Source organism: Kitasatospora sp. NPDC040550 (assembly GCF_055594965.1).
Window position 1 is genome coordinate 17,962 of record NZ_JBVIWC010000047.1, and the last position, 24,410, is coordinate 42,371.

Here is a 24,410-nt window from a genome sequence, read left to right on the forward strand (position 1 = left end):
TCGCGGTGAGGCGCTCGTACAGCTGTGCGGCCGTCCGCCGGTGGCGGAGGGTCAGCGGAATCGGTCGGGGCCGCCCCGGTCAGACGGCGCTCTTCTTGAGCCGGCGGCGCTCGCGCTCGGAGAGGCCGCCCCAGATGCCGAAACGCTCGTCATTGGCGAGGGCGTACTCCAGGCACTCCGAGCGGACCTCGCAGGCGAGGCAGACCTTCTTCGCCTCGCGGGTCGAGCCGCCCTTCTCGGGAAAGAAGGACTCCGGGTCGGTCTGGGCGCACAACGCGCGCTCCTGCCAGCCGAGTTCCTCCTCTTCCTCCGCGATGCCGTCCCCGATCAACAGCTCAAAGAGCTCGCTCATGTGGCGCGCCTCCTCTGCCCCTACTTGGCGTCCCCGTGGTTGCCGTTGCCTCGTGCGGCTGACGACACGAGTGAAATTACAGTTGCGTCACTCTGGCCCAGTCAAGCCGAGCTCTGGTATTGAGGCCGGGATTCACTCCCTGGCACCAAGCCGTTACGAATAGTGTACATATCCGGACACATCAGACTTTCGATCCGAAAGCCCCGGGCGACATCGAAACGCCCGCAATCACTCGCGGAATGACGCTCGGTCACCGTGACAGGCCGGTCATCGGCCTGCCTTCCCGGCGATCTTCCCATCGAAACATAGAGAGTGATGAATCACCCCATCCGGGCAAGATCCGGACCTAATCCACTCGAATGCCGCATCCTTCGGTTTGACACCGCCCCAGGCGATGCGGTCTCCTTTCCCCCATGTCAGAGTTCGCCAGCCCCCGGAGCGGTTCCACGCTCCGCCGTGCCGTGAACTCCTGTTGTCGCCTCTGTTCCTGCTGTATCTAGGCGCCCGCGTCCCACCGCGCGCCGCCCAGGAAGCACAGAGGCCGCCCGCGACTCCCGCCCCAGGACATCCCGGATCCGGCTGCTCCCCGACCAGCCGAGCCATCCGAGGACGACTCCCGTGCGCATGATCCGCATCCGCAAGCGGAACCGCGACCGCAACAAGCACGCCCGCCGCGGCCTCGCCGCCACCCACGCCCCCCGCCGCGACCACCGGCACCGCTGGGCCGACGGCCTCAGCGACGTCTCCATCGCCGGCGACCCGCTCGCCTTCCCGCACCTCGCCCGCACCGACCTGCCCGGCCACCCCACCACCGTCGCCGGGTACGCCCGGCTGGTCCGCGAGATCGCCGCCGACCGCTCCCGCTGGGAACCGCTGGTCCGCTACGACGCGCTCACCCGCTGGTACGCCCGCCTGGAGACCGGCCCCGGCTACGAGGTCTGGCTGCTCAGCTGGCTGCCCGGCCAGAGCAGCGGCTTCCACGACCACGGCGAGTCCTCCGGCGTGATGACCGTCGTCCGGGGCGAACTGACCGAACGCTCGCTCACCCTCCCCCAGCCTTCGGCCGGGGGGACCCCCAGCGGCTCGGCCGCCCGCACCCTGCGCCCCGGCGGGCAGCGGGTGTTCTCCTCCGGCTACCTGCACGAGGTGGTCAACGGCGCACTCGAACCCGCCGTCTCCATCCACCTCTACGCCCCGGGCCTGACCGCGATGAACCAGTACGGCACCGCCACCGCCGTCCCGGAGCAGCACGCGCACGCGGCGGAGTCCGAGCGGCGTTGACCGAGGCCTGACGAAGAGTCCGACCGTGGCAGGATGACCCCATGCGCATCGTGGCACTGGCAGGCGGGATCGGCGGGGCGCGCTTCCTGCGCGGACTCCTCGCGGCGGTCGGACCGCAGGACGAGATCACCGTCATCGGCAACACCGGCGACGACATCCACCTCTACGGACTCAAGGTCTGCCCCGACCTCGACACCGTGATGTACACCCTCGGCGGCGGCATCCACGAGGAACAGGGCTGGGGCCGGACCGACGAGACCTGGTCGATCAAGGCCGAGATGAAGGAGTACGGCGTCGGCCCCGAGTGGTTCGGGCTCGGCGACCGGGACTTCGCCACCCACCTCGTGCGCAGCCAGATGCTCACCGCCGGGTACAGCCTCAGCCAGGTCACCGAGGCGCTGTGCGTGCGCTGGAAGCCCGGCGTGCGGCTGCTGCCGATGAGCGACGACCGGGTCGAGACCCACGTGCGGATCACCGACGAACAGGGCACCCGGGCCGTCCACTTCCAGGAGTACTGGGTCCGGCTGCACGCCGCCGTCGACGCCGAGGCGATCATCCCGGTCGGCGCGGACACCGCCAAGCCCGCGCCCGGCGTGCTGGAGGCCCTCGCCGAGGCCGACGTCATCCTCTTCCCGCCGTCCAACCCGGTCGTCTCGATCGGCACCATCCTCGCCGTCCCCGGCATCCGGGACGCCGTCGCCGCCGCCCCGGCGCCGGTGGTCGGGCTCTCCCCGATCATCGGCGGGGCGCCGGTACGGGGCATGGCCGACAAGGTGCTCGCCGCCGTCGGCGTCGAGGCCACCGCCGAGGCGGTCGCGCTGAACTACGGCTCCGAACTCATCGACGGCTGGCTCGTCGACACCGCCGACCAGGGCGCGGTGGCCGCCGTCGAGGCGGCCGGGATCGCCTGCCGGGCCGTCCCGCTGCTGATGACCGACGTCGAGGCCACCGCCGAGATGGCCCGCGCGGCGCTGGCGCTGGCCGAGCAGGTCCGCACGTGACGATCGAGATCCTTCCGGTCCGGGGCATCCCCGAGGTCGAGGCCGGGGCCGACCTCGCCGGGCTGATCGCCAAGGCCGGGACCTACCGCGACGGCGACATCCTGCTGGTCACCTCGAAGATCGTCAGCAAGGCCGAGGGCCGGCTGCTGCACGCCGCCGACCGGGACGCCGCGATCGACGCCGAGACCGTCCGGGTGGTCGCCCGGCGCGGACCGGCCCGGATCGTCGAGAACCGCAACGGCTTCGTGATGGCCGCCGCCGGGGTCGACGCCTCCAACACCGCCCCCGGCACCGTCCTGCTGCTGCCCGAGGACCCGGACGCCTCGGCCCGCGCGCTGCGCGCCCGGCTCCAGCAGCTCACCGGCCACCGGATCGCCGTCGTCGTCACCGACACCTTCGGCCGGCCCTGGCGCAACGGGCTCACCGACGTCGCGATCGGCGCCGCCGGACTGTCCGTCCTGGAGGACCACCGGGGGCGCACCGACAGCCACGGCAACGAACTGGTGCTCACCGTCACCGCGACCGCCGACGAACTCGCGGCCGCCGGCGACCTCGTCAAGGGCAAGGCCGGCGGCGTCCCGGTCGCCGTCGTCCGCGGACTCGGCCACCTGGTCACCGCCGAGGACGGCGCCGGCACCCGGCCGCTGGTACGGCCCGCCGCCGACGACATGTTCCGGCTCGGCACCTCCGAGGCGCTGCGCCAGGCCGTCACCCTGCGGCGCACCGTCCGGTCCTTCACCGCCGACCCGGTCGACCCGGCCGCCGTCCGGCGCGCGGTGGCCGCCGCCGTCACCGCGCCCGCCCCGCACCACACCACGCCCTGGCGGTTCGTGCTGCTGGAGTCCGCCGAGACCCGGGTGCGGCTGCTGGACGCGATGCTCGGCGCCTGGCAGCGCGACCTCCGCGAGCTCGACGGCTGGGACGAGGCCCGGATCGCCCGCCGCACCGCCCGCGGGAACGTGCTGCGCGACGCGCCGTACCTGGTGGTGCCGTGCCTGGTGATGGACGGCTCGCACGACTACCCGGACCCGCGGCGGGCCGCCGCCGAACGGGAGATGTTCACGGTGGCCGTGGGGGCCGCCGTGCAGAACCTGCTGGTCGCGCTCACGGGTGAGGGGTACGGCTCCGCCTGGGTCTCCTCCACGATGTTCTGCCGCGACACCGTTCGGGCGGCTCTGGACCTGCCGGAGGGGTGGGACCCGATGGGGGCCGTCGCGGTCGGGCGGGCGGCGGAGGCGCCGAAGGTCCGGGCGGAACGGAGCGCCGAGGCGTTCGTCGCGGTGCGGTGACGCGTCAGAGCCCGCGGTAGACGTCGCGGCGATTGCCGACGTGGACGACGAGGATCAGCAGCACATCGCTGCGGACCTGGTAGACCACCCGGACGTCGCCGACCCGGAGCCGGTAGAGGCCGTCGTTACCGGTCAGCTTCTTGACGTCCGGTCCGACCGCGAACGGGTCGTCCCCCAACGCGGTGAGTGCCGTGAGGATCCGCATCGCCTCGAGCCGGCCGATCGCGCGCAGCTGCCGTCGGGCGTGCGAGGTGAAGCCGAAGGCGTACTTCACGCAGCGCTCCCCGCGGAGTCCGCGGGCGGTCCGAACAGGTCCGCCATCAGCTCGGCCATGGTGACGGTCGGCTCGTCCAGGTGCTTGCGCGCCTCCCGGGCGAGGAGCTCGTCCTCCGCCTCCTCTATGGCGTCGAGGATCTCGATCGGCACGAACGCCCCGACGCGCTCGCCCTTGCGCGTGATCACGGTGATCTCGCCGTCCTCCGCCCGGCTGACCACCTCGGCAAGGTGGGCACGGGCCTCACGGATGCTCATTGCGTCAGCCATGAATCCAGCGTACACATCACTGCGTACACCGGGTCGGGCTTCGGGTCAGCGGTTTCGGTGGTCGTTGGGGGTGAGTCGGGGGCCGTAGCGGGGGGCGTGGGTGCCGGTGGCGAGGAGGAGGCGGCAGAGGCGGTGGCGGTGGGGGCGGTAGGGCTCCAGCAGGGCGAGCATCTGGGTGTCGTCGCTGCGGGGGCGGCCGGCCAGGGCCCAGCCGACCAGGTTGGGGAGGTGGAAGTCGCCGACCGAGACGGCGTCCGGGTCGCCGTTGCTGCGCTGGAGGGTTTCGGCGGCGGTCCAGGTGCCGATGCCCGGGACGGCCGTCAGGCGGGCGAAGGACTCCTCGTGGGCCATGGTGGAGGCCTCTTCCAGGCGGGGGGCCAGCCGGACGGCGCGCTGGATCGTGGCCGAGCGCTTGGGGTCGACGCCGGCCCGGTGCCACTCCCAGCTCGGGATCATCGCCCATTCGCGGGCCGACGGGGCCACCCGCATGCCCTCGGCCGGGCCGGGGGCCGGGGTGCCGAAGTCGCGTAGCAGGGTGCGCCAGGCGCGGTAGGCCTCGTCGGTGGTGACCTTCTGTTCCAGGATCGCGGGGACGAGGGACTCCAGGACCAGGTCGGTCCGGGTGAGCCGCACCCCGATGGTGCGGCGCTGGGCGTCCCGGAGCGGGCCCGGGGGCAGCACCAGCGCCTCCGGGTGGTCCTCGGCGCCGAGCAGGGCGGGCAGCCGGTCGAGCAGCCACTGGGCGCCCGGGCCCCAGGCGGTCGCCTCCACCTCGCCCGCGCCGGGGTGCGGCAGCACCCGCAGGGTGCCGACGCCGGCGGGGGTGCGGGAGGCGCGCCAGACGGCGCCGTCGCCCGCGGTGCGGTACGAGGGGTCGGCGGGGCCCCGGCGCAGCGGCAGCAGGGTCCGGACCGGGTCGAGCGGGAAGCCCGGCCGCCAGCGCCGTACCGCTTCGCCGCCCGTCACCGCTGTCGCCTCCTGGGGTGCCTGAGGCCATGAACGATACGTGGGGCGGGGGCAGGAGTTCGAGGGCGGACGCTAGGAGGCCTGGAGCCGGGCGGCGGCCGTGCGGAGTTCGGGGAGCCGGGCGTAGAGGGCCTTGCCGGGGCATTCGGTGGTGAAGGCGTCGCGGTGGCCGGAGATCGCGTCGAAGTCGACGACCGTGCCCTTGGGGTAGCGGCTGGCGTCGGAGGCGGAGGTGAGTTTGGTGCGGCCGTCGGCGGGCCGGTCGGTGAGGCCGAGCTTCCAGGCGGCGATCGCGGCGAGGCCGTCGAGGAGGGGCTGGGGCGGGGTGGCGTCGACGTAGGTGCCGATCGCGGCGACGCCGGAGGAGTCGGTGTTGAAGCCGAGGGTGTGGGCGCCGTGGACGGGCCGGTCGACGCCGCCGGCCCGGCCCTCGTAGACGGTGCCGCAGCGGTCGACCAGGAAGTTGTAGCCGATGTCCCGCCAGCCGCTGGTCTTGACGTGGTACTGGTAGATGCCCCTGATCACCCGGGGGGCGTCGGAGCAGGCGTAGTCGGTGGCGGTCGCGGTGTGGTGGATGAACACCTCGCGGACCGGGCCGGTGTACTCGGAGCCCGGGTCGCGCAGGGACTCGTCGGCGCCCCAGCCGGCCCGGGTGACGATCGCCGGGCGCGGCGCCTGGTGGCCGTCCTCGGCGGCGGGTGCCGCGGGCACCGTCCGGGTGGCGGCCGGGGCGGGGGCGCCGGCGCCGGGGTCGACGAGGTCGAGCCGCAGTCCGGGCGGCGGTCCGGCCGGGCCGGGCCGGAACTCGACGGCGACGCCGTCGCTGCGGCCGGTCCACAGCGGGGCGGTGGCGCCGCGCGGGGCGCGGTCGGGGCCGTCGTCGGTGTCGGTCTCCAGGGTGTGCCAGTCGCTCCAGCGGCCGGTGCTCGCGTCCCGGGTGCGGACCCGCAGGCTCCCGCCGTCCAGTGCTCCCGCCGGTCCGTCCCAGCCGACGCCGAGGAGTTCGAAGGGGCCGGTCGTGCTCGGCGGGAGCCCGTGCCCGTCGGGGAGCCGGAGCGAGACGGTGCGGCCGCCGCCGGGGAAGTCACGGTGCTCGCCGCCGGGGGCACGGGGCACGGCGGAGGCCGCGGATGCGGGCTGGAGCAGCAGGGCGGCGGTGCAGCCGGCGAGCAGCGCGGCCGGGAACGGGAGGCGCGCGGCCTTGGTCGAGAGGTGCATAAGGGGGATCGTCGCCGCAAACCGGACCGCCCGCCACGCCGCCCCGCGCCCGCTCGGCCGCCCCTCCCGACCTGCCACCCGAAGGCCGTAGGCTGGGGCGCACCATGACTGCGCCATTCGCTGCCGATGCCCGCACCCCCGTCGAGCTGCTGCACGCATACCTGCGCGGCGGCACCCCTTCGGTCGATCCCGCGGCCCCGCTGGTCACTTTCTACGACGACGCCACCGGCGAACGGGTGGAGCTGTCCGCCCGGACCTTCGACAACTGGGTCGCCAAGACCGCCAACCTCCTCCAGGACGAGCTGAACGCCGGTCCGGACGACCGCGCCGCGCTGCTGCTGCCCGCGCACTGGCAGAGCGCCGTCTGGCTGCTGGCCTGCTGGTCCGTCGGTGTGACGGCGGTGCCGGCCGGCGACCCGGCCGACGCCGACCTGGTGGTGAGCGGCCCGGACGGCCTGGAGGCCGCCCAGGCCTGCGGGGGCGAGCGGGTCGCGCTCGCCCTGCGCCCGCTCGGCGGCCGCTTCCCGCACCGCCCGGACGGCTTCCTCGACTACGCCGCCGAGGTGCCCGGCCAGGGCGACCGCTTCGCGCCGTACTCCCCCGTCGCCCCGGACGGGCAGGCGCTGGAGACCTCGGTGGACGGGCTGCCGCTGAAACTGACCGGTGAGCAGACCGTCGCGCTGGCCCGGGAGGGCGCCGCGCGGATCGGCCTCAAGCCCGGGGACCGGGTGATGTCCACCCTCTCCTTCGACGACTGGGCGGGCCTGGAGGCCGGCCTGCTGGCCCCGCTGGCGGCCGGCGCCTCGGTGGTGCTGTGCCGCAACTCCCAGGGGCTGGACGCCGGGCAGTGGGAGAAGCGCTCCGAATCCGAACGGGTGACTGTCCGCCTCGGCTGACCCCGGGACGGTCCCGGCGGGTAGGGATCCCTGCCATGGCCGAGGACGACACCGAGCACCCCCCGACCGACCAGACTCCCCCGGAGCACGCTCCCCCGAGCGGACCGGGACGCCCGCGACGGCGCCGGCGGTGGCTGATGATCACCGCCGGCGCCGTCGCGTTCCTCCTGGTCGCCACCGGCGTGCTGCTCTGGATCGCCTACCGCAAGCTGGACGGCAACATCAGGACGGACTCGGCCACCGACCGGCTGCTCGCCGAACTGGAGGCCGAGCGCCCGAGCCGGGCGGCGGGGGCCAAGGGCGCCGAGAACATCCTGCTGATCGGCAGTGACGACCGCTCCGGCACGAACTCCTCCTACGGCGGCGAGACCGGCACCCAGCGCTCGGACACCACGATCCTGCTGCACCTGGCCGCCGACCGGAAGCGCGCGACAGCGGTCTCCGTCCCGCGCGACGTGATGGTCACCGTGCCCTCCTGCGAGAAGCCGGACGGCAGCCGCAGCAAGCCGGGGACGATGCAGTTCAACTGGGCGTTCGAGCTGGGCGGTCCGGCCTGCTCGATCCGCACCGTCGAGCAATTGAGCGGCATCCGGATCGACCACTACGTGATCCTCGATTTCAGCGGCTTCAAGACGATGGTGGACGCGATCGGCGGGGTCGAGGTGTGCGTGCCGCAGCCGATCCACGACAAGGACGCCAAGCTGGACCTCCCGGCCGGCCGTCAGCTGCTGCGCGGCGAGCAGGCGCTCGGCTACGTCCGGGCCCGGGAGAGCCTGGGCGACGGCAGCGACACCCAGCGGATGGGCCGCCAGCAGCAGTTCCTGGCCTCGCTGATCCGCAAGGTGCAGTCGCAGGGGGTGCTGCTGAACCCGGCCAAGCTGTGGCCGGTACTGGACGCGGCCACCTCCTCGGTGAAGGCGGACGGCGGGCTGTCCTCGCTCGGCGCGCTGTACGACCTCACCCAGGACCTGCGCGGCATCCCCTCCGCGGACGTGGTCTTCCTGACGGCGCCGCGCCGCCCGTACCGCTACGACTCGGACCGGGACGAGTTCGTCCAGCCGCAGACCACCCAGCTGTTCGACGCGCTGCGGGCCGACCGGCCGCTGGCCCTCCGGCCTCCCGGTTCGGCGCCCGCGCCGGACGCGGGGTCGGGCCCTGGAGCGGCAGCGGGCTCCGACGGGGCCACGGCGTCACCCTCGGCGAGCGCCTCGCCCACCTTCGAGGGACGTACCGCCGACGTGGACGCCTGCGCCCAGCACTGAACTCGCCGCTGGGCTTTGCTTTTTCATTGCTCAAACATGACTGAGATCACACTCGGAACAATTCCCCCGTTCGGCTCGTCTAGTGTGTCCGGATCGACCCGTCACCCGGCGGGTCGGCCTCCGTGACCGGCCGGACGTAGGGGATCCCCGTGCAGCAGGACGAAACGAACACCGGTCGGTTCAGCGGGGGGAGCCGGCGGGAGGCCAAGCGCCGGGCCGAGGCCGCCAAGCGGCAGCGGCGGCGCCGGGTGCTCAAGTGGACGGCGGGGACGGGCGCCCTGGTGATGGTCGCCGGCTGCGGCGGGGCCTACTACCTGTACCAGCACTTCAACAACAACCTGACCTCGGTCAAGGTCCAGCTGGGCAACGAGGAGGAGCGGCCCAAGGCCGCCGGGGACGCGCTGAACATCCTGGTGATCGGCACCGACAGCCGGCAGGGCCTCGGGCGCGAGTACGGCGACGCGGGCAGCACCGGGCACGCCGACACCACCCTGCTGTTCCACGTCGCCAAGGACCGTTCCAACGCGACCGTGGTCAGCATCCCGCGCGACCTGATGGTGCCGATACCCGAGTGCCAGAACGACAAGGGCAGGAAGATCCCGGGCGCGGCACGGGACATGTTCAACAACAGCCTCGGCCAGGACGGCCGCGACGCGGGCTGCACCTGGAAGACCGTGGAGAAGCTGACCGGCATCCGGGTCGACCACTTCGTGCAGGTCAACTTCGAGGCGGTGAAGACGCTCTCCACCGCCGTCGGCGGGGTCGAGGTCTGCGCGGCCAAGGACATCGACGACAAGGACTCGCACCTCAAGATGTCCAAGGGCCGCCACGTCGTCCAGGGCGAGGAGGCGCTGGCCTTCGTCCGCACCCGGCACGCGGTCGGCTTCGGCGGTGACCTCACCCGGATCCCGCTCCAGCAGCAGTTCATCAGCTCGATGATCCGCAAGATCAAGAGCGACGACACCCTGACCAGCCCGAGCAAGCTCTACCAGCTCGCGGACGCCGCCACCAAGGCGCTCACCGTGGACTCCGGCATCGGCAGCGTCGACAAGCTCAAGAACCTGGCGCAGGACATCAGCAAGGTGGACACCAAGAACATCACCTTCACCACCGTCCCGGTGCTGGACGACCCCAGCAACAAGGACCGGCTGGTCCTGCACCAGCCGGACGCCGGACAGGTGTTCTCGATGATCGCGGGCGACCGCTCGCTGACCGAGACGGCCGCTCCGGCCGCCGCCCCGGAGGCCTCGGCCGCGCCGACCACCACCGCCCCGGCGGTGGACACCAAGGGCGTCCAGGTGACGGTGCGCAACGGCAGCGGGACCCGCGGACAGTCCGGGCCGACGGTGGAGAAGCTCAAGGGGAAGGGCTTCGCCAAGGCCGCGGTCGGCTCCGACGCGCCCCCGGCCGCGACCACCACGGTGTCCCACCCGGCCGGCCAGGAGGCCGAGGCCGCGGCGCTGGCCGCCGCCCTCGGGCTGCCCGCCGACGCCGTGAAGCCCAACCCGAAGGCGGGCCCGAAGGACCCGCTGCTGGTGGTCCTCGGCAAGGACGCCCTGACGGCCCCCGCGCAGCAGCCGACCGAGGCCCCGAAGGACCTCCAGCGGGTACAGGCGGACGACGTCGACGTGTGCGCCAAGTAGCTACACCGGGGCGAGGGTTCCGTCCGTCTCGCGGTACCGCTCGCCGGTCCGCGGGCAGGTCCAGAGCCCCGGCCCGGCCGGGCCGAGCGGCTCACCGGCCCGGCCGACCCAGCCGATCCGGCGGGCGGGCACCCCGGCCACCAGGGCGAAGTCCGGGACGTCCCGGTGCACCACGGCGCCGGCCGCGACCAGCGCCCAGCGGCCGACCGTCACCCCGGCGACCAGCACCGCGCGGCCGCCGATCGAGCAGCCCTGACGGAGCGTCACCGGCTCGGCACGCCAGTCGAGTTGGCCCTTGGGGCGGCCGTCGGGGGTGACCGCGCGCGGGTAGCGGTCATTGGTCAGCACGGCGGCCGGGCCGATGAACACCCCGTCCTCGACCACCGCCGGCTCGTACACCAGCGCGTGGTTCTGGACCTTGACCCGGTCCCCGATCCGCACGCCCGGCCCGAGGTAGGCGCCACGGCCGATCACGCAGTCCGCGCCGACCACCGCGTCCTCGCGGACCTGGGCGAGGTGCCAGACCCGCGTGCCGGCGCCGAGCGCGGCCCGTTCGTCGACGTCCGCGCCCGGCTCGATCCGGGCCGTGCCCGCACCGTCCTCAACTGTCCCCATGCGGACCGACGGTAGCCGGTCCGGGCGTCAACGTGCCCGGGAGAGCACGTCCTTCGAGGACGGGCCGACGCTCCTTATCACCCGGCGGGCCAGCGAGCGGGGTGAGGTGATGAAGCCGAAGCCCCAGCTCAGGTGCATGGTCGCGAGCGCCACCGGCAGCAGCGCCCTGGCCCGGAACGACAGGCCGCGCCCCTCGACCGCGGCACCGCCGAGGATGCCCAGCAGGTAGACGCCGGGCACCGCGAGGAAGGCCGGGTGGACGGCGGCGCCCAGCACCAGACCGAGCACCACCGCGAGCAGCGCGCTCGGTGGGGCCAGGTAGCGCAGGTTGACCGAGCCCCGGTGGTAGCGGGTGACCACCCGGCGCCACCGGCCGTAGTCCTTGTACTGCTTGGCCAGCGCCTTGACGGACGGCCGCGGCCGGTACGTCACCTTCAACTGCGGGGTGAACCAGACCAGCCCGCCGTCCTGGCGGATCCGGTAGTTCAGCTCCCAGTCCTGGGCGCGGATGAACTCCTCGTTGTAGCCGCCGAGCCGCTCCAGCACCTCGCGCCGGAACACCCCGAGGTACACGGTGTCCGCCGGGCCGGCCAGGCCGCCGGTGTGGAAGGCCGCGTTGCCGACACCGATCTTGGAGGTCATCGCGGCCGCGACCGCGTTCTCCCACTCGGTCTCGCCCTCGGCGTGCATGATGCCGCCGACGTTGGCGGCGTCCATCTCGCCGAGCAGCCGGACCGCGGTGGCGATGTAGCCGGGCGTGAGCAGCCCATGGCCGTCCACCCGTACCACTATCGGGTACTGCGAGCCCCGGATCGCGGCGTTCAGCCCCGCAGGAGTGCGGCCGGTGGGGTTCTCCACCGTACGCACCCGCGGATCCTCGGCCACCAGCTCGGCCGCGATCTCGGCGGTGCGGTCGGTGGAGGGGCCGAGGGCGATCACCACTTCCATCGGTCCGGGGTAATCCTGGTCCAGGATGCGCCGGACCGCCGTGCGCAGGTGTCGTTCCTCGTTGAGCACCGGCATGATCACGGAAACAGCCGGCAGCTCCTCAGCAGCCTTGGTGTTCATCGGGGCCAACCGTACCGGTGTCGACGCATATCCGTCTTGTCCCGGTCCGGTGGCTCCGGGCACCCCTGGAGGGCCACACCGGTGCCGTGATCGGGATCACCGTACCGCCCCGGGCGCCCGGGCCCGAATCGGCGGGGGAACCGTGCAGATTCGGGGTGGGTTCGGCGGGCCAGGTGAACGACGGACGGCACGTACGGCGCGGGGGCCGGGTGCTCGTGCGCACCCGGCCCCCGTCCCCCGTTCCCCCGTTCCCCCGTTCCCCCGTTCCCCCGTTCCCCCGTGGGGTGACCCGACGTCCCCCGTCGCCGGGTCAGTCCGTCGCGATGGCCGCGAGGACGTTCATGCGTCCGGCCCGGAAGGCCGGTACGAGGGCGGCGACCAGACCGATCACCACCGAGGAGACCAGCGTCACCACGACCGTGGTGGTCGGGACGGAGAGCGTCCCGAGGCCCTGGTCCCGCAGCACCCGCTGGGCGGTGACACCCCAGGCCAGTCCCAGCCCGGTGCCGAGCACGGCGCCGAACAGGGCGATCACCACGGACTCCAGCCGGATCATCCGGCGCAGCTGGCGGCGGGAGAGCCCGATCGCCCGCAGCAGGCCGATCTCGCGGGTCCGCTCCACCACCGAGAGGGCCAGGGTGTTGACCACGCCGAGCACCGCGACGGTGATCGACAGGCCGACGAGGCCGTAGATCAGGTAGAGCAGGGTGTTGACCTGGGACTGCACGAGCTCCTTGTAGCCGGCCTGGTCCTTGACGGTCAGCTGCGGGTACTGCCGCAGCGCGTCCTCCAGGGCGGTGAGCGTCTTGGCGACGTCGGTGCCCGGGGTGGCCTTGGCGAAGAAGGTTCCGACCGTCTGGTCGGCGGCCGGGACCACCTTGGTGACGGTGTCAAGGCCGACGAAGGAGCCGTCCCCGAACAGCCCGCCCTTCTTGAGGACCACGCCGACCGGGAGCTGCTGGGTGCGGCCGCCGCCGTAGTCGACGGTGACCTGGTCGCCGAGCCGCAGGTCGTGGTCCTTGGCGAAGGTCTCGCCGATGCCCAGCGAGCCGTTCCCGATCGAGTCCACCGAGCCGGCGACGGCCGTGGCGTGGAAGTCGGTGCCGAAGAAGCCGGCCGGCACGGCGGTCAGCCTGGTCCGCGCCTTCTGCCCGTCGGCCAGCCGGATCCGCCCGTTGTCGAACCCGACCTGGGTGGTGACGTGGTCGATGCCCGGGGTCCGCTTCACCGCGTCGATCATCTCCCCGGTGACGCCCGTCGGACCGCCGGAGATGATGTAGTCCACGCCCACCGAGCGGTCGATCTGCTCACTCGCCGAGGTCACCGCCGAGGCGCTGAACACCGAGGAGCCGATCACCAGCGCCAGCCCGATCATCAGCGCGGCGGCGGTGGCACCGGTCCGGCGCGGGTTGCGCATCGCGTTGCGCTGGGCGAGCTTGCCGGAGGGCCCGAACAGGGCCGGGAGCAGGGCGCCGAGCACCTTGATGACGACGGTGGCCAGCAGCGGGCCGAGCACCACGAAGCCGATCAGGGTGAGCAGCAGGCCCAGGCCCAGGAGCTGCCCGCCGGTGCCCGCCTTGTCCGCCTGGCCGGCGAGCACCAGCAGGCCCGCGCCGCCGCCGGTGAGCAGCACGCCGAGGATCGTCCGGACGACGTTGGAGCGGGCCTCGGCCGGGGTGCCGTGGTCGCGCAGGGCGGCCATCGGGGCGATCCGGCTGGCCCGGCGGGCCGGGATCCAGGCGGCGATCACGGTGATCAGGATGCCGACCGCGTAGCCGGCCGCGAAGACGTCGGGCCCGATCACCAGGTCGCTCGCCTTGAGGTCCATGCCGATCGCGTTCATCAGCTTGATCAGGCCGACGGCGACGCCGAGGCCGACCGCCACCCCGAGGGTCGAGCCGAGCACCCCCAGGATCAGCGCCTCGACCAGCACCGAGCCGTTCACCTGGGCGCGGCTGCCGCCGATGGCGCGCAGCAGGCCGATCTCACGGGTGCGCTGGGCGACCAGCATCGAGAAGGTGTTGATGATCAGGAAGCCGCCGACGATCAGCGAGATCCCGGCGAAGCCGAGCATCGCGTACTTCATGAAGTCGAGGCCGCTGCCGATGGACTTGGTGTTCTCGTCCTTCTGCTCGGTCGCGGTCTTGACCTGGTAGCCGCCGCCGACCTTGGCGAGGGCGTCGGCCTTGAGCTGGTCGTCGGTGCGGCTGCCGTCGCCGTAGGCCTCGACGGAGGTGTAGGCCTGCTCGCCGAGCAGCACCTGCTGGGCGGTCGGGGTGTCCAGGAAGGCCAGCGCCGCACCGGGGTTGGTGGTGGTGAAGGTGGCGATGCCGACGATCGTGTACGGGTGCTGCCCGCCCGCGTTGTCGACCCGGATCCGGTCGCCGACGGCCAGGGCGGCCTTCTTGGCGGTGTCCGCGTCCAGCACCAGTTCGCCGGAGTTCTGCGGGACGTGCCCGGAGGTGAGCTTCACCGCGTTGCGCGGGGTGTCGGTCCAGTTGCCGACCAGGGTGGGTGCGCCGCTGGTCGGGCCGACCAGCTTGTTGGTGGCCGGGTTGACCAGGATCGCGTTGCCGACCATCACCTGGCCGACAGCGGTCTTCACCCCGGGCAGCGCGGCGACCTGCTGGGCGAGCGCGGCCGGGACGGTGGCGGGCTTGTCGCCGGCCTGCGGGTCCTCGTCGTCGGCCGGCTTGGGCGGCTGGACCGAGACGTCGGAGGCGGTCGCGGCGAACAGCTTGGAGAAGGTGCTGGTGGCGGTGTTGGAGAACACCAGGGTGCCGGAGACGAAGGCGACCGACAGTACGACGGCGATCAGCGAGAGCGCCATCCGGCCCTTGTGGGCGAAGAAGCTCCGCAGTGAGGTCTTGAGCAGCATGGTTTCGTCGTCCCGCCGCTCAGCTGGTGCGCTTGCCGTCGAAACGGCGCATGCGTTCGAGGACGGAGTCGGCGGTCGGCGCGTGCATCTCGTCGACGATCACGCCGTCGGCGAGGAAGAGCACGCGGTCCGCGTAGCCGGCGGCGACCGGGTCGTGGGTGACCATGACCATGGTCTGGCCCAGTTCGTCCACCGAGCGGCGCAGGAAGGTCAGCACCTCGGCGCCGGCCCGGGAGTCCAGGTTCCCGGTGGGCTCGTCGCCGAAGATGATCTCGGGGCGGGCGGCCAGGGCGCGGGCCACCGCGACGCGCTGCTGCTGGCCGCCGGAGAGCTGGGTGGGGCGGTGCTTGAGCCGGCCGGCCAGGCCGACGGTCTCCACCACCTGGTCCAGCCAGGCCTGGTCGGGTCTGCGGCCGGCGATGTCCATCGGCAGCGTGATGTTCTCCAGCGCGTTCAGGGTCGGCAGCAGGTTGAACGCCTGGAAGATGAAGCCGATCTTGTCCCGGCGCAGGCGGGTCAGCTGCTTGTCCTTGAGGCCGGTGATCTCGGTGTCGCCGATCCGGATCTGCCCGCTGGTGACCGTGTCCAGCCCGGCCAGGCAGTGCATGAGGGTCGACTTGCCGGAGCCGGAGGGGCCCATGATCGCGGTGAAGCGGCCGCGCTGGATGTCCACGTCGACCGCGTCGAGCGCGGTGACCCTGGTCTCGCCCGAACCGTAGGCCTTGGTCACCTGGCGGGCCGAGGCGGCGACGGCGGACGGTCCGCCGGGAAGCTGGGGGTCGTACACGGCTGCTGCCGTCGTCACTGGAGTCTCCTAAGAAGTGGCCCACCCGTCGACCCCCACCCTCCCGACGCGGTCGGTCGGCGGACCCGATCGGATCGGGCCGCGCTGTGTGGGGCGGGGATGTAGGAACCACGTTAGGAGCCGGTCCCGGACGGCTCGTCCTCCGTCGGAATGAAGCGCTGCAACCAAGGTTCTACGGGTGCGGCGCCCCCTCCCCCTAGGGGGTGCCGCGGGCCGCCTCGGGGACGCCCCGTACGGGGCCGGGCCGCCGGCGGCTCAGCCGGCCAGCACCGGTGCCGCCAGCCGTTCCAGGGCGTCGGCGAACCCCTCCACGACGGGGACGAGTTGGGCGTCGGTCTCGCACTCGACGAGGGTCCGGCCGTCCTCCCCGGCGGTGATGTGGCGGTCGAGCACGAACCAGCCCTGGGTGATGTGGCCGGCGCCCATCGAGCTGAGCACCGGGCGCAGCGCGTAGTCCACGGCGAGGACGTGCGCGGGCGAGCCGCCGGTGGCCAGCGGCAGCACGGCCTTGCCGGCCAGCGCGTACTGCGGGAGCACGTCGAGCAGGGCCTTGAGCAGGCCCGAGTAGGCGGCCTTGTAGACGGGGGTTCCGATGACGACGCCGTCGGCGCGGGCGAACAGCTCGGTGACGGCGACGATCCCGGGGTGGTCGAAGTCGCCGGACAGCAGGGCCTGCGCGGGCAGGCTGCGGGCCTCGAAGGGGATGACGTGGTGGCCGCGGTCCACCAGGCGCGCGTCGACGTGGCGCAGCAGCCGGGTGGTGCGGGAGGTGGCGGACGGGGAGCCGGAAACGGACAAGACGGTGGCCATGGGTTCACCTCTGGCTGGAAGCGGGTCGGTGGTCTCGACGGGCGCGCTTCAGCGGCGACAGAGCGAACCGGACACACGCTGGAGGTCGACGTGGCGCCGACGCGTGAGTGCCCAACTCTGATCCATGTCGAAATGCAAACACGGTGCGTTCGAACCGGTCAAGAATCGTTTCAGCAGCCGGAACGACGGTGACGGGCGCGTTTCACACCGGAACGATCCGGTACGTGCATCAAAACTGCTACAAGAGGCCTGGCCGGGACCCCGGGGGGAGTCAGCCGGACCGGGGTCGGGCATCCTCGACGGCATGAACACGTGGCAGGAGGGCCGCCCGGGCGGCGGAGGCAACCCCTACGGAGGCAACGGCGGCGGCGCGGCGTCCGAGCGACCGCTGCCGGCCTCCCTCAACCCGCGCGGGGCCGGCGCGCCCGCCCCCCGGCAGCCGGAACCGCCGCACCGCCTGGGCGGCGTCCCGCCGCAGGGCGCCCCCGGCGGTCCCGGACGGCCGGGCCCCGGCGGACCGGGCGGACCGGGTCGGCCCGGCGGTCCGGGCGGCCCCGGCGGTGCGCGGCCGGGCGGTGCGCAGGCCCGGCGCTGGCCGCGGCGGCGGATCGTCAAGTGGACGGTCTTCGGCCTGCTGATCGCCGTCATGGTGACCGGCGTCTCCACCTGGTTCTGGGCGGACTCCAAGCTCAACCACGACAACGTGCTGGCCGACTACCCGGGCCGCCCGGCCGCCGGCAAGGGCACCAACTGGCTGATCGTCGGCTCCGACAGCCGCGAGGGCCTCAGCGAGTCCCAGATGGACACCATGCACACCGGCCACGACGTCGAGGGCAAGCGCAGCGACTCGATGATGATCCTGCACATCGGGGACCACGGGAACACGCTGATGAGCATCCCGCGCGACTCCTGGGTGCCGATCCCCGAGTTCAGGACGAGCGCCGGGAAGACCGTCAAGGCCACCACCTCGAAGATCAACTCGGCCTTCGCCACCGGCAACGGCCGGCTCCTGGTGCAGACCGTCGAGCTGAACACCGGGATCCGCATCGACCACTACGCCGAGATCGGCTTCGCCGGGTTCGCCGGCATCGTCGACTCCGTCGGCGGCGTCCAGCTGCACATCGACCAGGACATCAAGGACAAGGACTCCGGCCTCGACCTCAAGGCCGGCGACCAGACCCTCAACGGCACCCAGGCCCTGGCCTTCGTCCGCCAGCGCCACCAGATGGCCGACCAGGACCTCGGCCGGATGCGCAACCAGCAGAAGTTCCTCGGCGCCCTCGCCCACCAGGCCGCCTCCCCGGGCACCGTGCTCAACCCGTTCACCTTCTACCCGCTGGTCGACTCGGCGCTCGGCACCCTGATCGTCGACGACGACTGCGGACTGACCGACCTGGGCTCGCTCTTCCTCGCCATGAAGGACGTCAACGGCGGCGGCGGCAGGAGCATGACCGTCCCGATCGGCAACGCCGACTACCACACCAAGACCGGCGAGTCGGCGGTGCAGTGGGATGCGGCCAAGTCCAAGCAGGTCTTCGAGGCCTTCAAGAACGACACCGCGGTGCCGGAGTTCAAGTAGCCGCCCGGGGCCTGTCCGGCGGACAGGCCCCTGCGGCCGTCAGGCGGGGCCCGTCGGGCTGCCGCCCGTTCGGGCGGAGGCGGCCACCGGCAGCCGGTCGAGCGCGATGCCGAAGTGCTCGCGGTACGCGGACAGCGCGGCGGCGTCGGTGAGTTGCTCCTCGGTGCGGGTGCCGTCGGGGGCGGTGCGGACCAGCCGGGTGCCGTTGAGGGTGGTGCGGCCGCCGTCCGCGGCGAGCATCGAGCAGGTGGTCCCCCGGGCGAACGGGGACTGCGGCGAGGTGGCGTGCCACCAGCAGGTCGGCACGAAGTCGGCCAGCGGGTACGGGCGTCGGCCGATCCGGTACTGCGGCGCCCCGTCCAGCAGGACGTCCAGGTCGCCGTCGTCGCCGCACGGCCGCAGCAGCGCCGTGCCGTGCGGGTCGGACTGCTCGTCGCGCCTGTCCAGGCGCACCGGGAGCCGGGTGAACCGGCCGAACCCCACGTCGACCAGCCAGGGTTCGTCCAGGTCGACCCGCAGCGCCAGGTGGTCGAACGGCGGCCCGGGCTGCTCCCCGCCGAAGACCCGGGCGGCCAGCAGGCTCACCCGGTACCCCATCGAGCGCAGCAACTCGGCGAAGGCACCGTTGAGTTCGTAGCAGAAGCCGCCGCGCCGCCGGTCCACGACCTTCGCCACCAGCGCCGCCGGGTCCAGCACGATCGGCTCGCCGAGGTGGACGCTCAGGTTCTCGAACGGGACGGCCCGCAGATGGGCCTCCTGCAAGCGCGCCAGGCCCGCCGCCGACGGCGCCCCGGGATTCGGCACCCCGATCCGCTCCAGGTAGGCCGCTCGCGCGGCCGGGGTCAGCCCCTCGTACGCCTTTTCATGATCCACCCGCCCATTCTCCACCCGGTCGACGGGCGTCCGGCATCGGTCCTTCGGCCTAGGACGTGTCCGACGGTCCCCGGCCGCACCCCCAGGAGACACCACCGCCCCGGAGCGGGAGATCGGCAGATCCGACTCCCCGCTCCGGGGCGGTGGCGTGCGTCAGGGCCCAGGAGGGCTGCGGTCAGACGGACTCGACCTCGCCGGACTTGGCGATCTTGATGGCGGCCGAGGTGCGGCCGCTCTGCGAGCCGAGGCCCTCGATCTTCTTCACGATGTCCATGCCCTCGACGACCTCGCCGAAGACGACGTGCTTGCCGTCCAGCCAGTCGGTGACGATGGTGGTGATGAAGAACTGCGAGCCGTTGGTGTTCTTGCCGGCGTTGGCCATCGACAGCAGGCCCGGGCGGGTGTGCTTGATGTTGAAGTTCTCGTCCGCGAACTTCTCGCCGTAGATGCTCTTGCCACCGGTGCCGTTGTGGTTGGTGAAGTCACCGCCCTGCAGCATGAAGGCCGGGATCACGCGGTGGAAGCCGGAGCCCTCGTAGCCGAAGCCGTTCTGGCCGGTGGCCAGCTCGCGGAAGTTGCGGGCGGTCTTCGGGACGACGTCGTCGTACAGCTTGAAGACGATGCGGCCCGCCGGCTCGTCGTTGATGGTGATGTCGAAGAAAACGTTGGAACCCATGCAGGGATCATGGCACGAGCGGCCGCGCGTCGCGCGCCACCCCCGTAGGGCGCGAGGTCACGGCGGCGTGTTATCCGGCTCGTCCGTCCAGCGTGGGGTAGTCGGTGTAGCCCTCGGGGCCGCCGGAGTACATCAGCCCGTCGCGGAGCGGGTTGAGCGCGGCGCCGGTGCGCAGGCGCTCGACCAGGTCGGGGTTGGCCAGGAAGCCCCGGCCGAAGGAGATCAGGTCGGCGCCGGCCGCGAGCAGCGCCTCGGCGGCGGCCCGGCCGCCGTCCTCGGGCAGCGGCCCGCCCCAGCCGAGCGCGGGGTTGGCGATCAGGACACCGGGCCAGGTCTTGCGGATCTCCTGGAAGACGGCGTCCGCCGGGTCGGCGAAGACCAGGTGCAGGTAGGCCAGGCCGTCCCCGGCGAGTTCGCCGACCAGGGCGCGGTAGAGCTCGGCGGTGTCGCCCTCGGCGATGCCCTGGAGGGTGCTGCCGGGCGAGAGCCGCAGGCCGACCCGCTCGGGGCCGATCTCGGCGGCGACCGCCCGGACCACCTCGGCGACGAAGCGGATCCGGTGCGGAACCGGGCCGCCGTAGGCGTCGGTGCGCCGGTTGGTGTTCTGCGCGAGGAACTGGTGCAGCAGGTAGCCGTTGGCGCCGTGCACCTCGACCCCGGCGAAGCCCGCCTCGACGGCGTTGCGGGCGGCGGCCGCGAAGTCGGCCACGGTCTGCCGGATCTCCTCGACGGTGAGCTCCCTCGGGACGACGGACTCGCGCGACCCTCCCGGGGTGTGGATCGGCTCCGGCAGGGCGACCGGTGAGGGCGCCACCGGGTGCAGCCCGCTGTTGTCCGGGTGGCCGATCCGGCCGCCGTGCTGGAGCTGGAGGAACATCCGGCCACCGGCCCCGGCCACCGCGCCGGTCACGCCGCGCCAGCCGGCGACGTGCTCGGGGGCGTACACGGCGGGGATGTTGGCGTAGGTCCGGCCGACCGGGTTCGGGGTGGCGGCCTCGGCGATGATCAGCCCGGCGCCGGCGCGCTGCCGGTAGTAGGTGGCCATCAGCGGGCCGGGAACCCCGTCGGCGTCGGCCCGGGTGCGGGTCATCGGGGCCATCACCAGGCGGTTGGGGAGCGACAGCGGGCCGAGGCGGGTGGGCTGGAAGAGGCTGCTGGTTTCCGTGTTCGTCGTCATGCCGGAACGGTAGAAGCTAACATCGGTGTCAGGTTCAAGGCTTCGGCTCTCAGGCCCTCGACAGGAACGGCGGGGTGACGGCATGCGGATCGGCGAACTGGCCCGGCGCACCGGCGTCAGCGAGCGCTCGCTGCGCTACTACGAGCAGCAGGGCCTGCTGGTGGCCCGGCGCACCACGGGCGGCCACCGGGAGTACCCGGAGATGGCGGTGGACCGGGTGGTGCACATCCAGGAGCTGTTCGCCGCCGGGCTGAACAGCCGCACCATCCAGAAGATCCTCCCCTGCATGCGGGACTCCGACGGCGGCCCGAACGAGATCGCCACCCCGCTGCTGGTCGAGGAGCTCGCCTCGGAGCGGGACCGGATCGACCGGATGATCACCGATCTGCTGCGCTCCCGCGAGGTGCTGGACGAGGTGATCGCCGGCGCCGCCGGGCGGTCCGCCGCCGCGTAGCCGCCCACCCCCGGCGGGGCTCAGGCCTTGAGCTTGCGCCAGACCGTCTCCAGGGCGGCGACGTCCGCCGCGTCCAGCCGGTCGGTGAACACCGGGGCCAGGGCGGCCCGCCGGGTGGCGTCCGCCTCGGCGAAGAGCGCCCGGCCCTGCTCGGTCAGCTCGATCCGCACCGAGCGCGCGTCCGAGGCCGAGGGCGTGCGGTCCACCAGCCCGCGCCCGGCCAGGGCGTCCACCACCCGGGAGACCTGGCTGCGGCTCAGCATGGTCTTGGCGCCGAGGTCGGAGGCCGCCACCGGCTCCCGCTGCCCCGCCAGCCAGAGCATCACCTCGAACCAGGACAGCGGCAGCCCGTGCACCCGGGCGAGCTCCCGGTCCACCCGGGCGGCCAGCGTGGTGCCGGCCCAGACCAGGCCGTAGAAGGCGTGGTCCTGCTCCGACAGGGGGCCCAGGGAGAGATCGGCGCGGTCCATGCCGTTCATCCTACCGAGATTGCGTGCGTGTGCACACAGTACCGGGGGCAAAGGGCGCCCCGCAGGCCGCGACCGGACCGGCCGGCCAGTAGCATCGGCCTCCAACCAGCCTGAGGGGGGCGGAACATGAACCGCATCGGGGTCTACCTGGCGCATCCGCGGCCGGGCAGCTTCAACCACGCGCTGTACCAGGCCGTGGTGGACGAACTGCGCGGGCGCGGCTGCGAGGTGCGGGCGCACGACCTGTACGCCGACGGCTTCGCACCGCTGCTCACCGCCGGGGAGACCGGCACGGTCGACGACGCCGGGGCCGCCGCCGACCCGCAACTCGCGGCGCACCGCGCCGAGGTGGCCACCCTGGACGCCCTGGTGCTGATCCACCCCAACTGGTGGGGCATGCCGCCCGCCGTCCTGGCGGGCTGGGTGCAGCGGGTGCTGGTCCCCGGCGTCGCGTACAAGCTCGGCACCGCGGACGGCGAACCCGCCGGACTGCTACGCGCCGGGCGGGCCCTGGTGCTGAACACCTCGGACACCCCCGAAGCCCGGGAGCGCGAGGAGTTCGGCGACCCGCTGGAGCGGATCTGGGCGGCCTGCGTGCTGCCGTACGTCGGCGTCACCGACGTACGACGGACGGTGTTCCGCACCGTCACCGGCGCCCCCGCCACCGAGCGCGCCGAATGGCTGCGGCAGGCCCGGGAGCAGGCGGCCGCGCTGCTCGACTGAGCCGGCCCGGGCGAGGGGGCTCGGACGAGCCGGCCTGGGCGAGGGGGCCCGGGCGAGGGGGCCCGGACGAGCCGGCCTGGGCGAGGGGGCCCGGGCGAGGGGGCCCGGGCGAGGGGGCTACAGCTCGACCTCCGCCACGGCCTGGTCGCCGCTCTGCTCGCCGGTCGGACGGAAGCCCAGCCGGGCGTAGAACCCGGCGGGGCCGTCCGGGCCCGGGTGGTAGGTGACCGTCGCCCGGGTGCCGCCGCGGCGACGGATCTCCGCGCAGACCTGCTCGACCGCGAACCGGCCGTAGCCGCCGCCCTGCCGCCCGGCGTCGACCAGCAGGCGCCACAGGCCGGAACGGGGAAGGTCGTCGGGCCGCTCGGGGTGGAAGCGGAGGTCGAAGAAGGCCATCACGAAGCCGACCGGCCGGCCGCCGTCCACGATCAGCCGGGGCCAGGCCGTGTCCCCGTACACGTACGCCTCGGCCAGCGACTTCGCCACCGGGGCGACCAGGCCCTCCTGGTCGGGGCGGACCCGCAGGGCGAGGGCGGCGTCGATGTTCTCGGGGGTGAGCCGGGCGAGGCTGATCCGGTCGGACATGGCGGGCAGCCTAGGCAGCCGGGCTGCCCGCCGTCGCCCGGATTTCCCCGGTGGGCCGCCGGGGCGGGGATCCAGACCCGGCGCGCGGCCCGGGCGGGCGCGCGCCCGGGGCGGGGATCAGGCCCCGGCCGGGAAGTCGGTGCCGCGGCCGACCGCCGCCCAGGCCTCGGCCTCCCGGCGGGCGCCGTCCAGGTTGCCGAGGACGGCGTCCACCGCGTCGGTGCCGAGCGCCAGCCGCAGCGGGGTCCGCTCGGCGGCCAGCGCGGTCAGGATCGCCGCGGCGGCCTTCGCCGGGTCGCCCGGCTGCTTGCCGTCGGAGTCCGGCAGGCCGGTGCGGACCGGGCCCACCAGCGGCTCGTAGGCCTCGATCGGGGCGGAGTGGGCCAGCGCGCCGCCGCCGGCGAAGCCGGTCCGGAACGCGCCCGGCTCGACGACCAGCACCTTGATCCCGAAGCCGGCCACCTCCTGGGCGAGCGCCTCGGACAGCCCCTCCAGGGCGAACTTGGTGGCCGAGTAGGCGCCGACGCCGGGGAAGGAGAAGCGGCCGCCCATGCTGCTCATCTGCACCACGGCACCGGTGCCCCGGGCCCGCATGTGCGGCAGCACGGCCCGGGTGAGCGCGGCCGGACCGAAGAAGTGCAGCTCCATGAGGTCGCGCAGCTCGGCGTCGGTGGTCTCCTCGACGGCGCCGATCACGCCGCGCCCGGCGTTGTTGACCAGCACGTCGATCCGCCCGTGCCGCTGCACGGTCTCGGCGACCACGGCGGGGATCCGCTCCTGGTCGGTGACGTCCAGCCGCACCGGGACCAGCCGGCCCGGGTGGGCGGCGGCCAGTTCGGCCAGCGTCTCGGGGCGGCGGGCCGCCGCGACGACGGTGTCGCCGGCCGCCAGCGCGGCCTCGGCGATCGCCTGGCCGAAGCCGGAGTTGGCGCCGGTGATCAGCCAGACCTTGCCGTCGGCGCGCTGCTCGGGGGTGCTGCTCATGATCCGTGGTCTCCCGCAATGATCGTGCTCGGCAAACGAGTTGACGATCATTTATGACATTCGGCGGCCCGTTCGTCCAGGAAAGTTCGATGCCGGACGACAGCCGACGACGAACGACCCCCGACCGCACGGCGGCGGTCGGGGGCCGTTGCGAAGTACCGGACGGCTACGGCAGGTTGCGGGCCATGACGATCCGCTGGACCTGGTTGGTGCCCTCGTAGATCTGGGTGATCTTCGCGTCCCGCATCATCCGCTCCACCGG

The 24,410-nt window shown here is 73.2% G+C and carries 27 protein-coding genes; 9 read left to right on the plus strand and 18 right to left on the minus strand.

From position 1 onward, the window contains the following. Positions 1-79: 79 nt before the first annotated feature. Positions 80-352, minus strand: coding sequence for a WhiB family transcriptional regulator (locus ACZ58X_RS38860; protein ID WP_063349134.1), 273 nt, complete (start codon positions 350-352; stop codon positions 80-82). A gap of 618 nt (positions 353-970) precedes the next feature. Here ACZ58X_RS38860 and ACZ58X_RS38865 point away from each other — a divergent pair. The 3 genes from ACZ58X_RS38865 to ACZ58X_RS38875 are packed head-to-tail and all read left to right on the plus strand — an operon-like array spanning position 971 to position 3,923. Then, on the plus strand, positions 971-1,633 hold the full coding sequence (locus tag ACZ58X_RS38865) for a cysteine dioxygenase (RefSeq protein WP_470338285.1): 663 nt from the start codon (positions 971-973) through the stop codon (positions 1,631-1,633). A gap of 41 nt (positions 1,634-1,674) precedes the next feature. Further along, positions 1,675-2,634, plus strand: a complete 960-nt coding sequence (gene cofD, locus ACZ58X_RS38870) for a 2-phospho-L-lactate transferase (RefSeq protein ID WP_470338286.1) — start codon at positions 1,675-1,677, stop codon at positions 2,632-2,634. Then, on the plus strand, positions 2,631-3,923 hold the full coding sequence (locus ACZ58X_RS38875) for a coenzyme F420-0:L-glutamate ligase (RefSeq protein ID WP_470338287.1): 1,293 nt from the start codon (positions 2,631-2,633) through the stop codon (positions 3,921-3,923). The genes cofD and ACZ58X_RS38875 overlap by 4 nt, the downstream gene beginning before the upstream one ends. A 4-nt stretch (positions 3,924-3,927) precedes the next feature. Here the strand turns inward: ACZ58X_RS38875 and ACZ58X_RS38880 are convergent, their stop codons facing one another. From ACZ58X_RS38880 to ACZ58X_RS38895, 4 genes are all read right to left on the minus strand, one after another. Then, positions 3,928-4,197 carry a type II toxin-antitoxin system RelE family toxin gene (locus ACZ58X_RS38880; protein ID WP_470338288.1) on the minus strand — a complete coding sequence of 90 codons (270 nt, stop codon included), beginning with the start codon at positions 4,195-4,197 and terminating at the stop codon, positions 3,928-3,930. Beyond that, complete coding sequence (locus ACZ58X_RS38885) at positions 4,194-4,466, minus strand: type II toxin-antitoxin system Phd/YefM family antitoxin (RefSeq protein ID WP_470338289.1); 273 nt, start codon at positions 4,464-4,466, stop codon at positions 4,194-4,196. Before ACZ58X_RS38885 ends, ACZ58X_RS38880 begins: the two co-directional genes overlap by 4 nt. A gap of 45 nt (positions 4,467-4,511) precedes the next feature. Then, positions 4,512-5,432 (minus strand): DNA-3-methyladenine glycosylase family protein, encoded by a 921-nt coding sequence (locus tag ACZ58X_RS38890; protein WP_470338290.1) that lies wholly within the window; start codon positions 5,430-5,432, stop codon positions 4,512-4,514. A 72-nt stretch (positions 5,433-5,504) separates the two neighbouring features. Beyond that, on the minus strand, positions 5,505-6,650 hold the full coding sequence (locus ACZ58X_RS38895) for a peptidoglycan recognition protein family protein (RefSeq protein WP_470338291.1): 1,146 nt from the start codon (positions 6,648-6,650) through the stop codon (positions 5,505-5,507). Positions 6,651-6,754: 104 nt separating this feature from the next. Here ACZ58X_RS38895 and ACZ58X_RS38900 point away from each other — a divergent pair, with 104 nt between their 5' ends. From ACZ58X_RS38900 to ACZ58X_RS38910, 3 genes are all read left to right on the plus strand, one after another. Continuing rightward, a complete protein-coding gene (locus tag ACZ58X_RS38900; protein ID WP_470338292.1) occupies positions 6,755-7,546 on the plus strand; it encodes a TIGR03089 family protein in 792 nt (263 codons plus the stop codon). 35 nt (positions 7,547-7,581) lie between these two features. After that, positions 7,582-8,808, plus strand: a complete 1,227-nt coding sequence (locus ACZ58X_RS38905) for an LCP family protein (RefSeq protein WP_470338293.1) — start codon at positions 7,582-7,584, stop codon at positions 8,806-8,808. 149 nt (positions 8,809-8,957) lie between these two features. Further along, positions 8,958-10,451, plus strand: coding sequence for an LCP family protein (locus ACZ58X_RS38910; RefSeq protein ID WP_470338294.1), 1,494 nt, complete (start codon positions 8,958-8,960; stop codon positions 10,449-10,451). Here ACZ58X_RS38910 and ACZ58X_RS38915 read toward each other — a convergent pair whose 3' ends face one another. The 6 genes from ACZ58X_RS38915 to ACZ58X_RS38940 all read right to left on the minus strand — a co-directional run bounded on the left by ACZ58X_RS38915 (position 10,452) and on the right by ACZ58X_RS38940 (position 16,933). Continuing rightward, positions 10,452-11,066: an acyltransferase gene (locus tag ACZ58X_RS38915; RefSeq protein ID WP_470338295.1), complete on the minus strand. Its 615-nt coding sequence runs from the start codon at positions 11,064-11,066 to the stop codon at positions 10,452-10,454. Between the two features lie 27 nt (positions 11,067-11,093). Then, positions 11,094-12,134: a glycosyltransferase family 2 protein gene (locus ACZ58X_RS38920; RefSeq protein ID WP_470338296.1), complete on the minus strand. Its 1,041-nt coding sequence runs from the start codon at positions 12,132-12,134 to the stop codon at positions 11,094-11,096. A gap of 310 nt (positions 12,135-12,444) precedes the next feature. Continuing rightward, positions 12,445-15,012 (minus strand): ABC transporter permease, encoded by a 2,568-nt coding sequence (locus ACZ58X_RS38925; protein WP_470338297.1) that lies wholly within the window; start codon positions 15,010-15,012, stop codon positions 12,445-12,447. Between the two features lie 19 nt (positions 15,013-15,031). Next, entirely contained in the window at positions 15,032-15,817 is a 786-nt protein-coding gene (locus ACZ58X_RS38930; RefSeq protein ID WP_350509632.1) for an ABC transporter ATP-binding protein, read from the minus strand. A gap of 255 nt (positions 15,818-16,072) precedes the next feature. Next, positions 16,073-16,627, minus strand: coding sequence for an NADPH-dependent FMN reductase (ssuE, locus tag ACZ58X_RS38935; RefSeq protein WP_470338298.1), 555 nt, complete (start codon positions 16,625-16,627; stop codon positions 16,073-16,075). Positions 16,628-16,675: 48 nt separating this feature from the next. After that, positions 16,676-16,933, minus strand: a complete 258-nt coding sequence (locus tag ACZ58X_RS38940; RefSeq protein WP_470338299.1) for a putative leader peptide — start codon at positions 16,931-16,933, stop codon at positions 16,676-16,678. Between ACZ58X_RS38940 and ACZ58X_RS38945 the strand changes: the two genes are divergently transcribed. Next, on the plus strand, positions 16,932-18,206 hold the full coding sequence (locus ACZ58X_RS38945) for an LCP family protein (protein ID WP_470338300.1): 1,275 nt from the start codon (positions 16,932-16,934) through the stop codon (positions 18,204-18,206). The genes ACZ58X_RS38940 and ACZ58X_RS38945 overlap by 2 nt on opposite strands. A 39-nt stretch (positions 18,207-18,245) precedes the next feature. Here ACZ58X_RS38945 and ACZ58X_RS38950 read toward each other — a convergent pair whose 3' ends face one another. From ACZ58X_RS38950 to ACZ58X_RS38960, 3 genes are all read right to left on the minus strand, one after another. Continuing rightward, on the minus strand, positions 18,246-19,079 hold the full coding sequence (locus ACZ58X_RS38950) for an arylamine N-acetyltransferase family protein (RefSeq protein WP_470338301.1): 834 nt from the start codon (positions 19,077-19,079) through the stop codon (positions 18,246-18,248). Between the two features lie 175 nt (positions 19,080-19,254). After that, entirely contained in the window at positions 19,255-19,755 is a 501-nt protein-coding gene (locus ACZ58X_RS38955) for a peptidylprolyl isomerase (RefSeq protein WP_470338302.1), read from the minus strand. Between the two features lie 70 nt (positions 19,756-19,825). Further along, a complete protein-coding gene (locus ACZ58X_RS38960; RefSeq protein WP_470338303.1) occupies positions 19,826-20,932 on the minus strand; it encodes an alkene reductase in 1,107 nt (368 codons plus the stop codon). Positions 20,933-21,014: 82 nt separating this feature from the next. Here ACZ58X_RS38960 and ACZ58X_RS38965 point away from each other — a divergent pair, with 82 nt between their 5' ends. After that, positions 21,015-21,386 (plus strand): MerR family transcriptional regulator, encoded by a 372-nt coding sequence (locus tag ACZ58X_RS38965; protein WP_470338304.1) that lies wholly within the window; start codon positions 21,015-21,017, stop codon positions 21,384-21,386. Between the two features lie 20 nt (positions 21,387-21,406). On the opposite strand, the gene ACZ58X_RS38970 is transcribed toward ACZ58X_RS38965, so the two are convergent. Further along, positions 21,407-21,856, minus strand: a complete 450-nt coding sequence (locus ACZ58X_RS38970; protein ID WP_470338305.1) for a MarR family winged helix-turn-helix transcriptional regulator — start codon at positions 21,854-21,856, stop codon at positions 21,407-21,409. A gap of 126 nt (positions 21,857-21,982) precedes the next feature. Between ACZ58X_RS38970 and ACZ58X_RS38975 the strand changes: the two genes are divergently transcribed. Beyond that, positions 21,983-22,579 (plus strand): NAD(P)H-dependent oxidoreductase, encoded by a 597-nt coding sequence (locus ACZ58X_RS38975; RefSeq protein ID WP_470338306.1) that lies wholly within the window; start codon positions 21,983-21,985, stop codon positions 22,577-22,579. 117 nt (positions 22,580-22,696) lie between these two features. Here the strand turns inward: ACZ58X_RS38975 and ACZ58X_RS38980 are convergent, their stop codons facing one another. The 3 genes from ACZ58X_RS38980 to ACZ58X_RS38990 form a co-directional block, all read right to left on the minus strand. Continuing rightward, positions 22,697-23,164, minus strand: coding sequence for a GNAT family N-acetyltransferase (locus ACZ58X_RS38980; protein WP_470338307.1), 468 nt, complete (start codon positions 23,162-23,164; stop codon positions 22,697-22,699). Positions 23,165-23,281: 117 nt separating this feature from the next. Continuing rightward, entirely contained in the window at positions 23,282-24,148 is an 867-nt protein-coding gene (locus tag ACZ58X_RS38985; RefSeq protein ID WP_470338308.1) for an oxidoreductase, read from the minus strand. 166 nt (positions 24,149-24,314) lie between these two features. Beyond that, positions 24,315-24,410: acyl-CoA dehydrogenase family protein (locus ACZ58X_RS38990; RefSeq protein WP_157849844.1), on the minus strand; the 96-nt coding region annotated here is incomplete at its 5' end.

What these genes read in the sequence shown, in the direction of transcription:
- ACZ58X_RS38860 (WP_063349134.1), bottom strand. Translation starts at nt 352, where the DNA reads ATGAGCGAGCTCTTTGAGCTGTTGATCGGGGACGGCATCGCGGAGGAA.
- ACZ58X_RS38940 (WP_470338299.1), bottom strand. Translation starts at nt 16,933, where the DNA reads ATGCCGTCGAGGATGCCCGACCCCGGTCCGGCTGACTCCCCCCGGGGT.
- ACZ58X_RS38895 (WP_470338291.1), bottom strand. Translation starts at nt 6,650, where the DNA reads ATGCACCTCTCGACCAAGGCCGCGCGCCTCCCGTTCCCGGCCGCGCTG.
- ACZ58X_RS38960 (WP_470338303.1), bottom strand. Translation starts at nt 20,932, where the DNA reads ATGACGACGAACACGGAAACCAGCAGCCTCTTCCAGCCCACCCGCCTC.
- ACZ58X_RS38965 (WP_470338304.1), top strand. Translation starts at nt 21,015, where the DNA reads ATGCGGATCGGCGAACTGGCCCGGCGCACCGGCGTCAGCGAGCGCTCG.
- ACZ58X_RS38970 (WP_470338305.1), bottom strand. Translation starts at nt 21,856, where the DNA reads ATGGACCGCGCCGATCTCTCCCTGGGCCCCCTGTCGGAGCAGGACCAC.
- cofD (WP_470338286.1), top strand. Translation starts at nt 1,675, where the DNA reads ATGCGCATCGTGGCACTGGCAGGCGGGATCGGCGGGGCGCGCTTCCTG.
- ACZ58X_RS38945 (WP_470338300.1), top strand. Translation starts at nt 16,932, where the DNA reads ATGAACACGTGGCAGGAGGGCCGCCCGGGCGGCGGAGGCAACCCCTAC.
- ACZ58X_RS38900 (WP_470338292.1), top strand. Translation starts at nt 6,755, where the DNA reads ATGACTGCGCCATTCGCTGCCGATGCCCGCACCCCCGTCGAGCTGCTG.
- ACZ58X_RS38985 (WP_470338308.1), bottom strand. Translation starts at nt 24,148, where the DNA reads ATGAGCAGCACCCCCGAGCAGCGCGCCGACGGCAAGGTCTGGCTGATC.
- ACZ58X_RS38980 (WP_470338307.1), bottom strand. Translation starts at nt 23,164, where the DNA reads ATGTCCGACCGGATCAGCCTCGCCCGGCTCACCCCCGAGAACATCGAC.
- ACZ58X_RS38915 (WP_470338295.1), bottom strand. Translation starts at nt 11,066, where the DNA reads ATGGGGACAGTTGAGGACGGTGCGGGCACGGCCCGGATCGAGCCGGGC.
- ACZ58X_RS38925 (WP_470338297.1), bottom strand. Translation starts at nt 15,012, where the DNA reads ATGCTGCTCAAGACCTCACTGCGGAGCTTCTTCGCCCACAAGGGCCGG.
- ssuE (WP_470338298.1), bottom strand. Translation starts at nt 16,627, where the DNA reads ATGGCCACCGTCTTGTCCGTTTCCGGCTCCCCGTCCGCCACCTCCCGC.
- ACZ58X_RS38975 (WP_470338306.1), top strand. Translation starts at nt 21,983, where the DNA reads ATGAACCGCATCGGGGTCTACCTGGCGCATCCGCGGCCGGGCAGCTTC.
- ACZ58X_RS38885 (WP_470338289.1), bottom strand. Translation starts at nt 4,466, where the DNA reads ATGGCTGACGCAATGAGCATCCGTGAGGCCCGTGCCCACCTTGCCGAG.
- ACZ58X_RS38905 (WP_470338293.1), top strand. Translation starts at nt 7,582, where the DNA reads ATGGCCGAGGACGACACCGAGCACCCCCCGACCGACCAGACTCCCCCG.
- ACZ58X_RS38955 (WP_470338302.1), bottom strand. Translation starts at nt 19,755, where the DNA reads ATGGGTTCCAACGTTTTCTTCGACATCACCATCAACGACGAGCCGGCG.
- ACZ58X_RS38920 (WP_470338296.1), bottom strand. Translation starts at nt 12,134, where the DNA reads ATGAACACCAAGGCTGCTGAGGAGCTGCCGGCTGTTTCCGTGATCATG.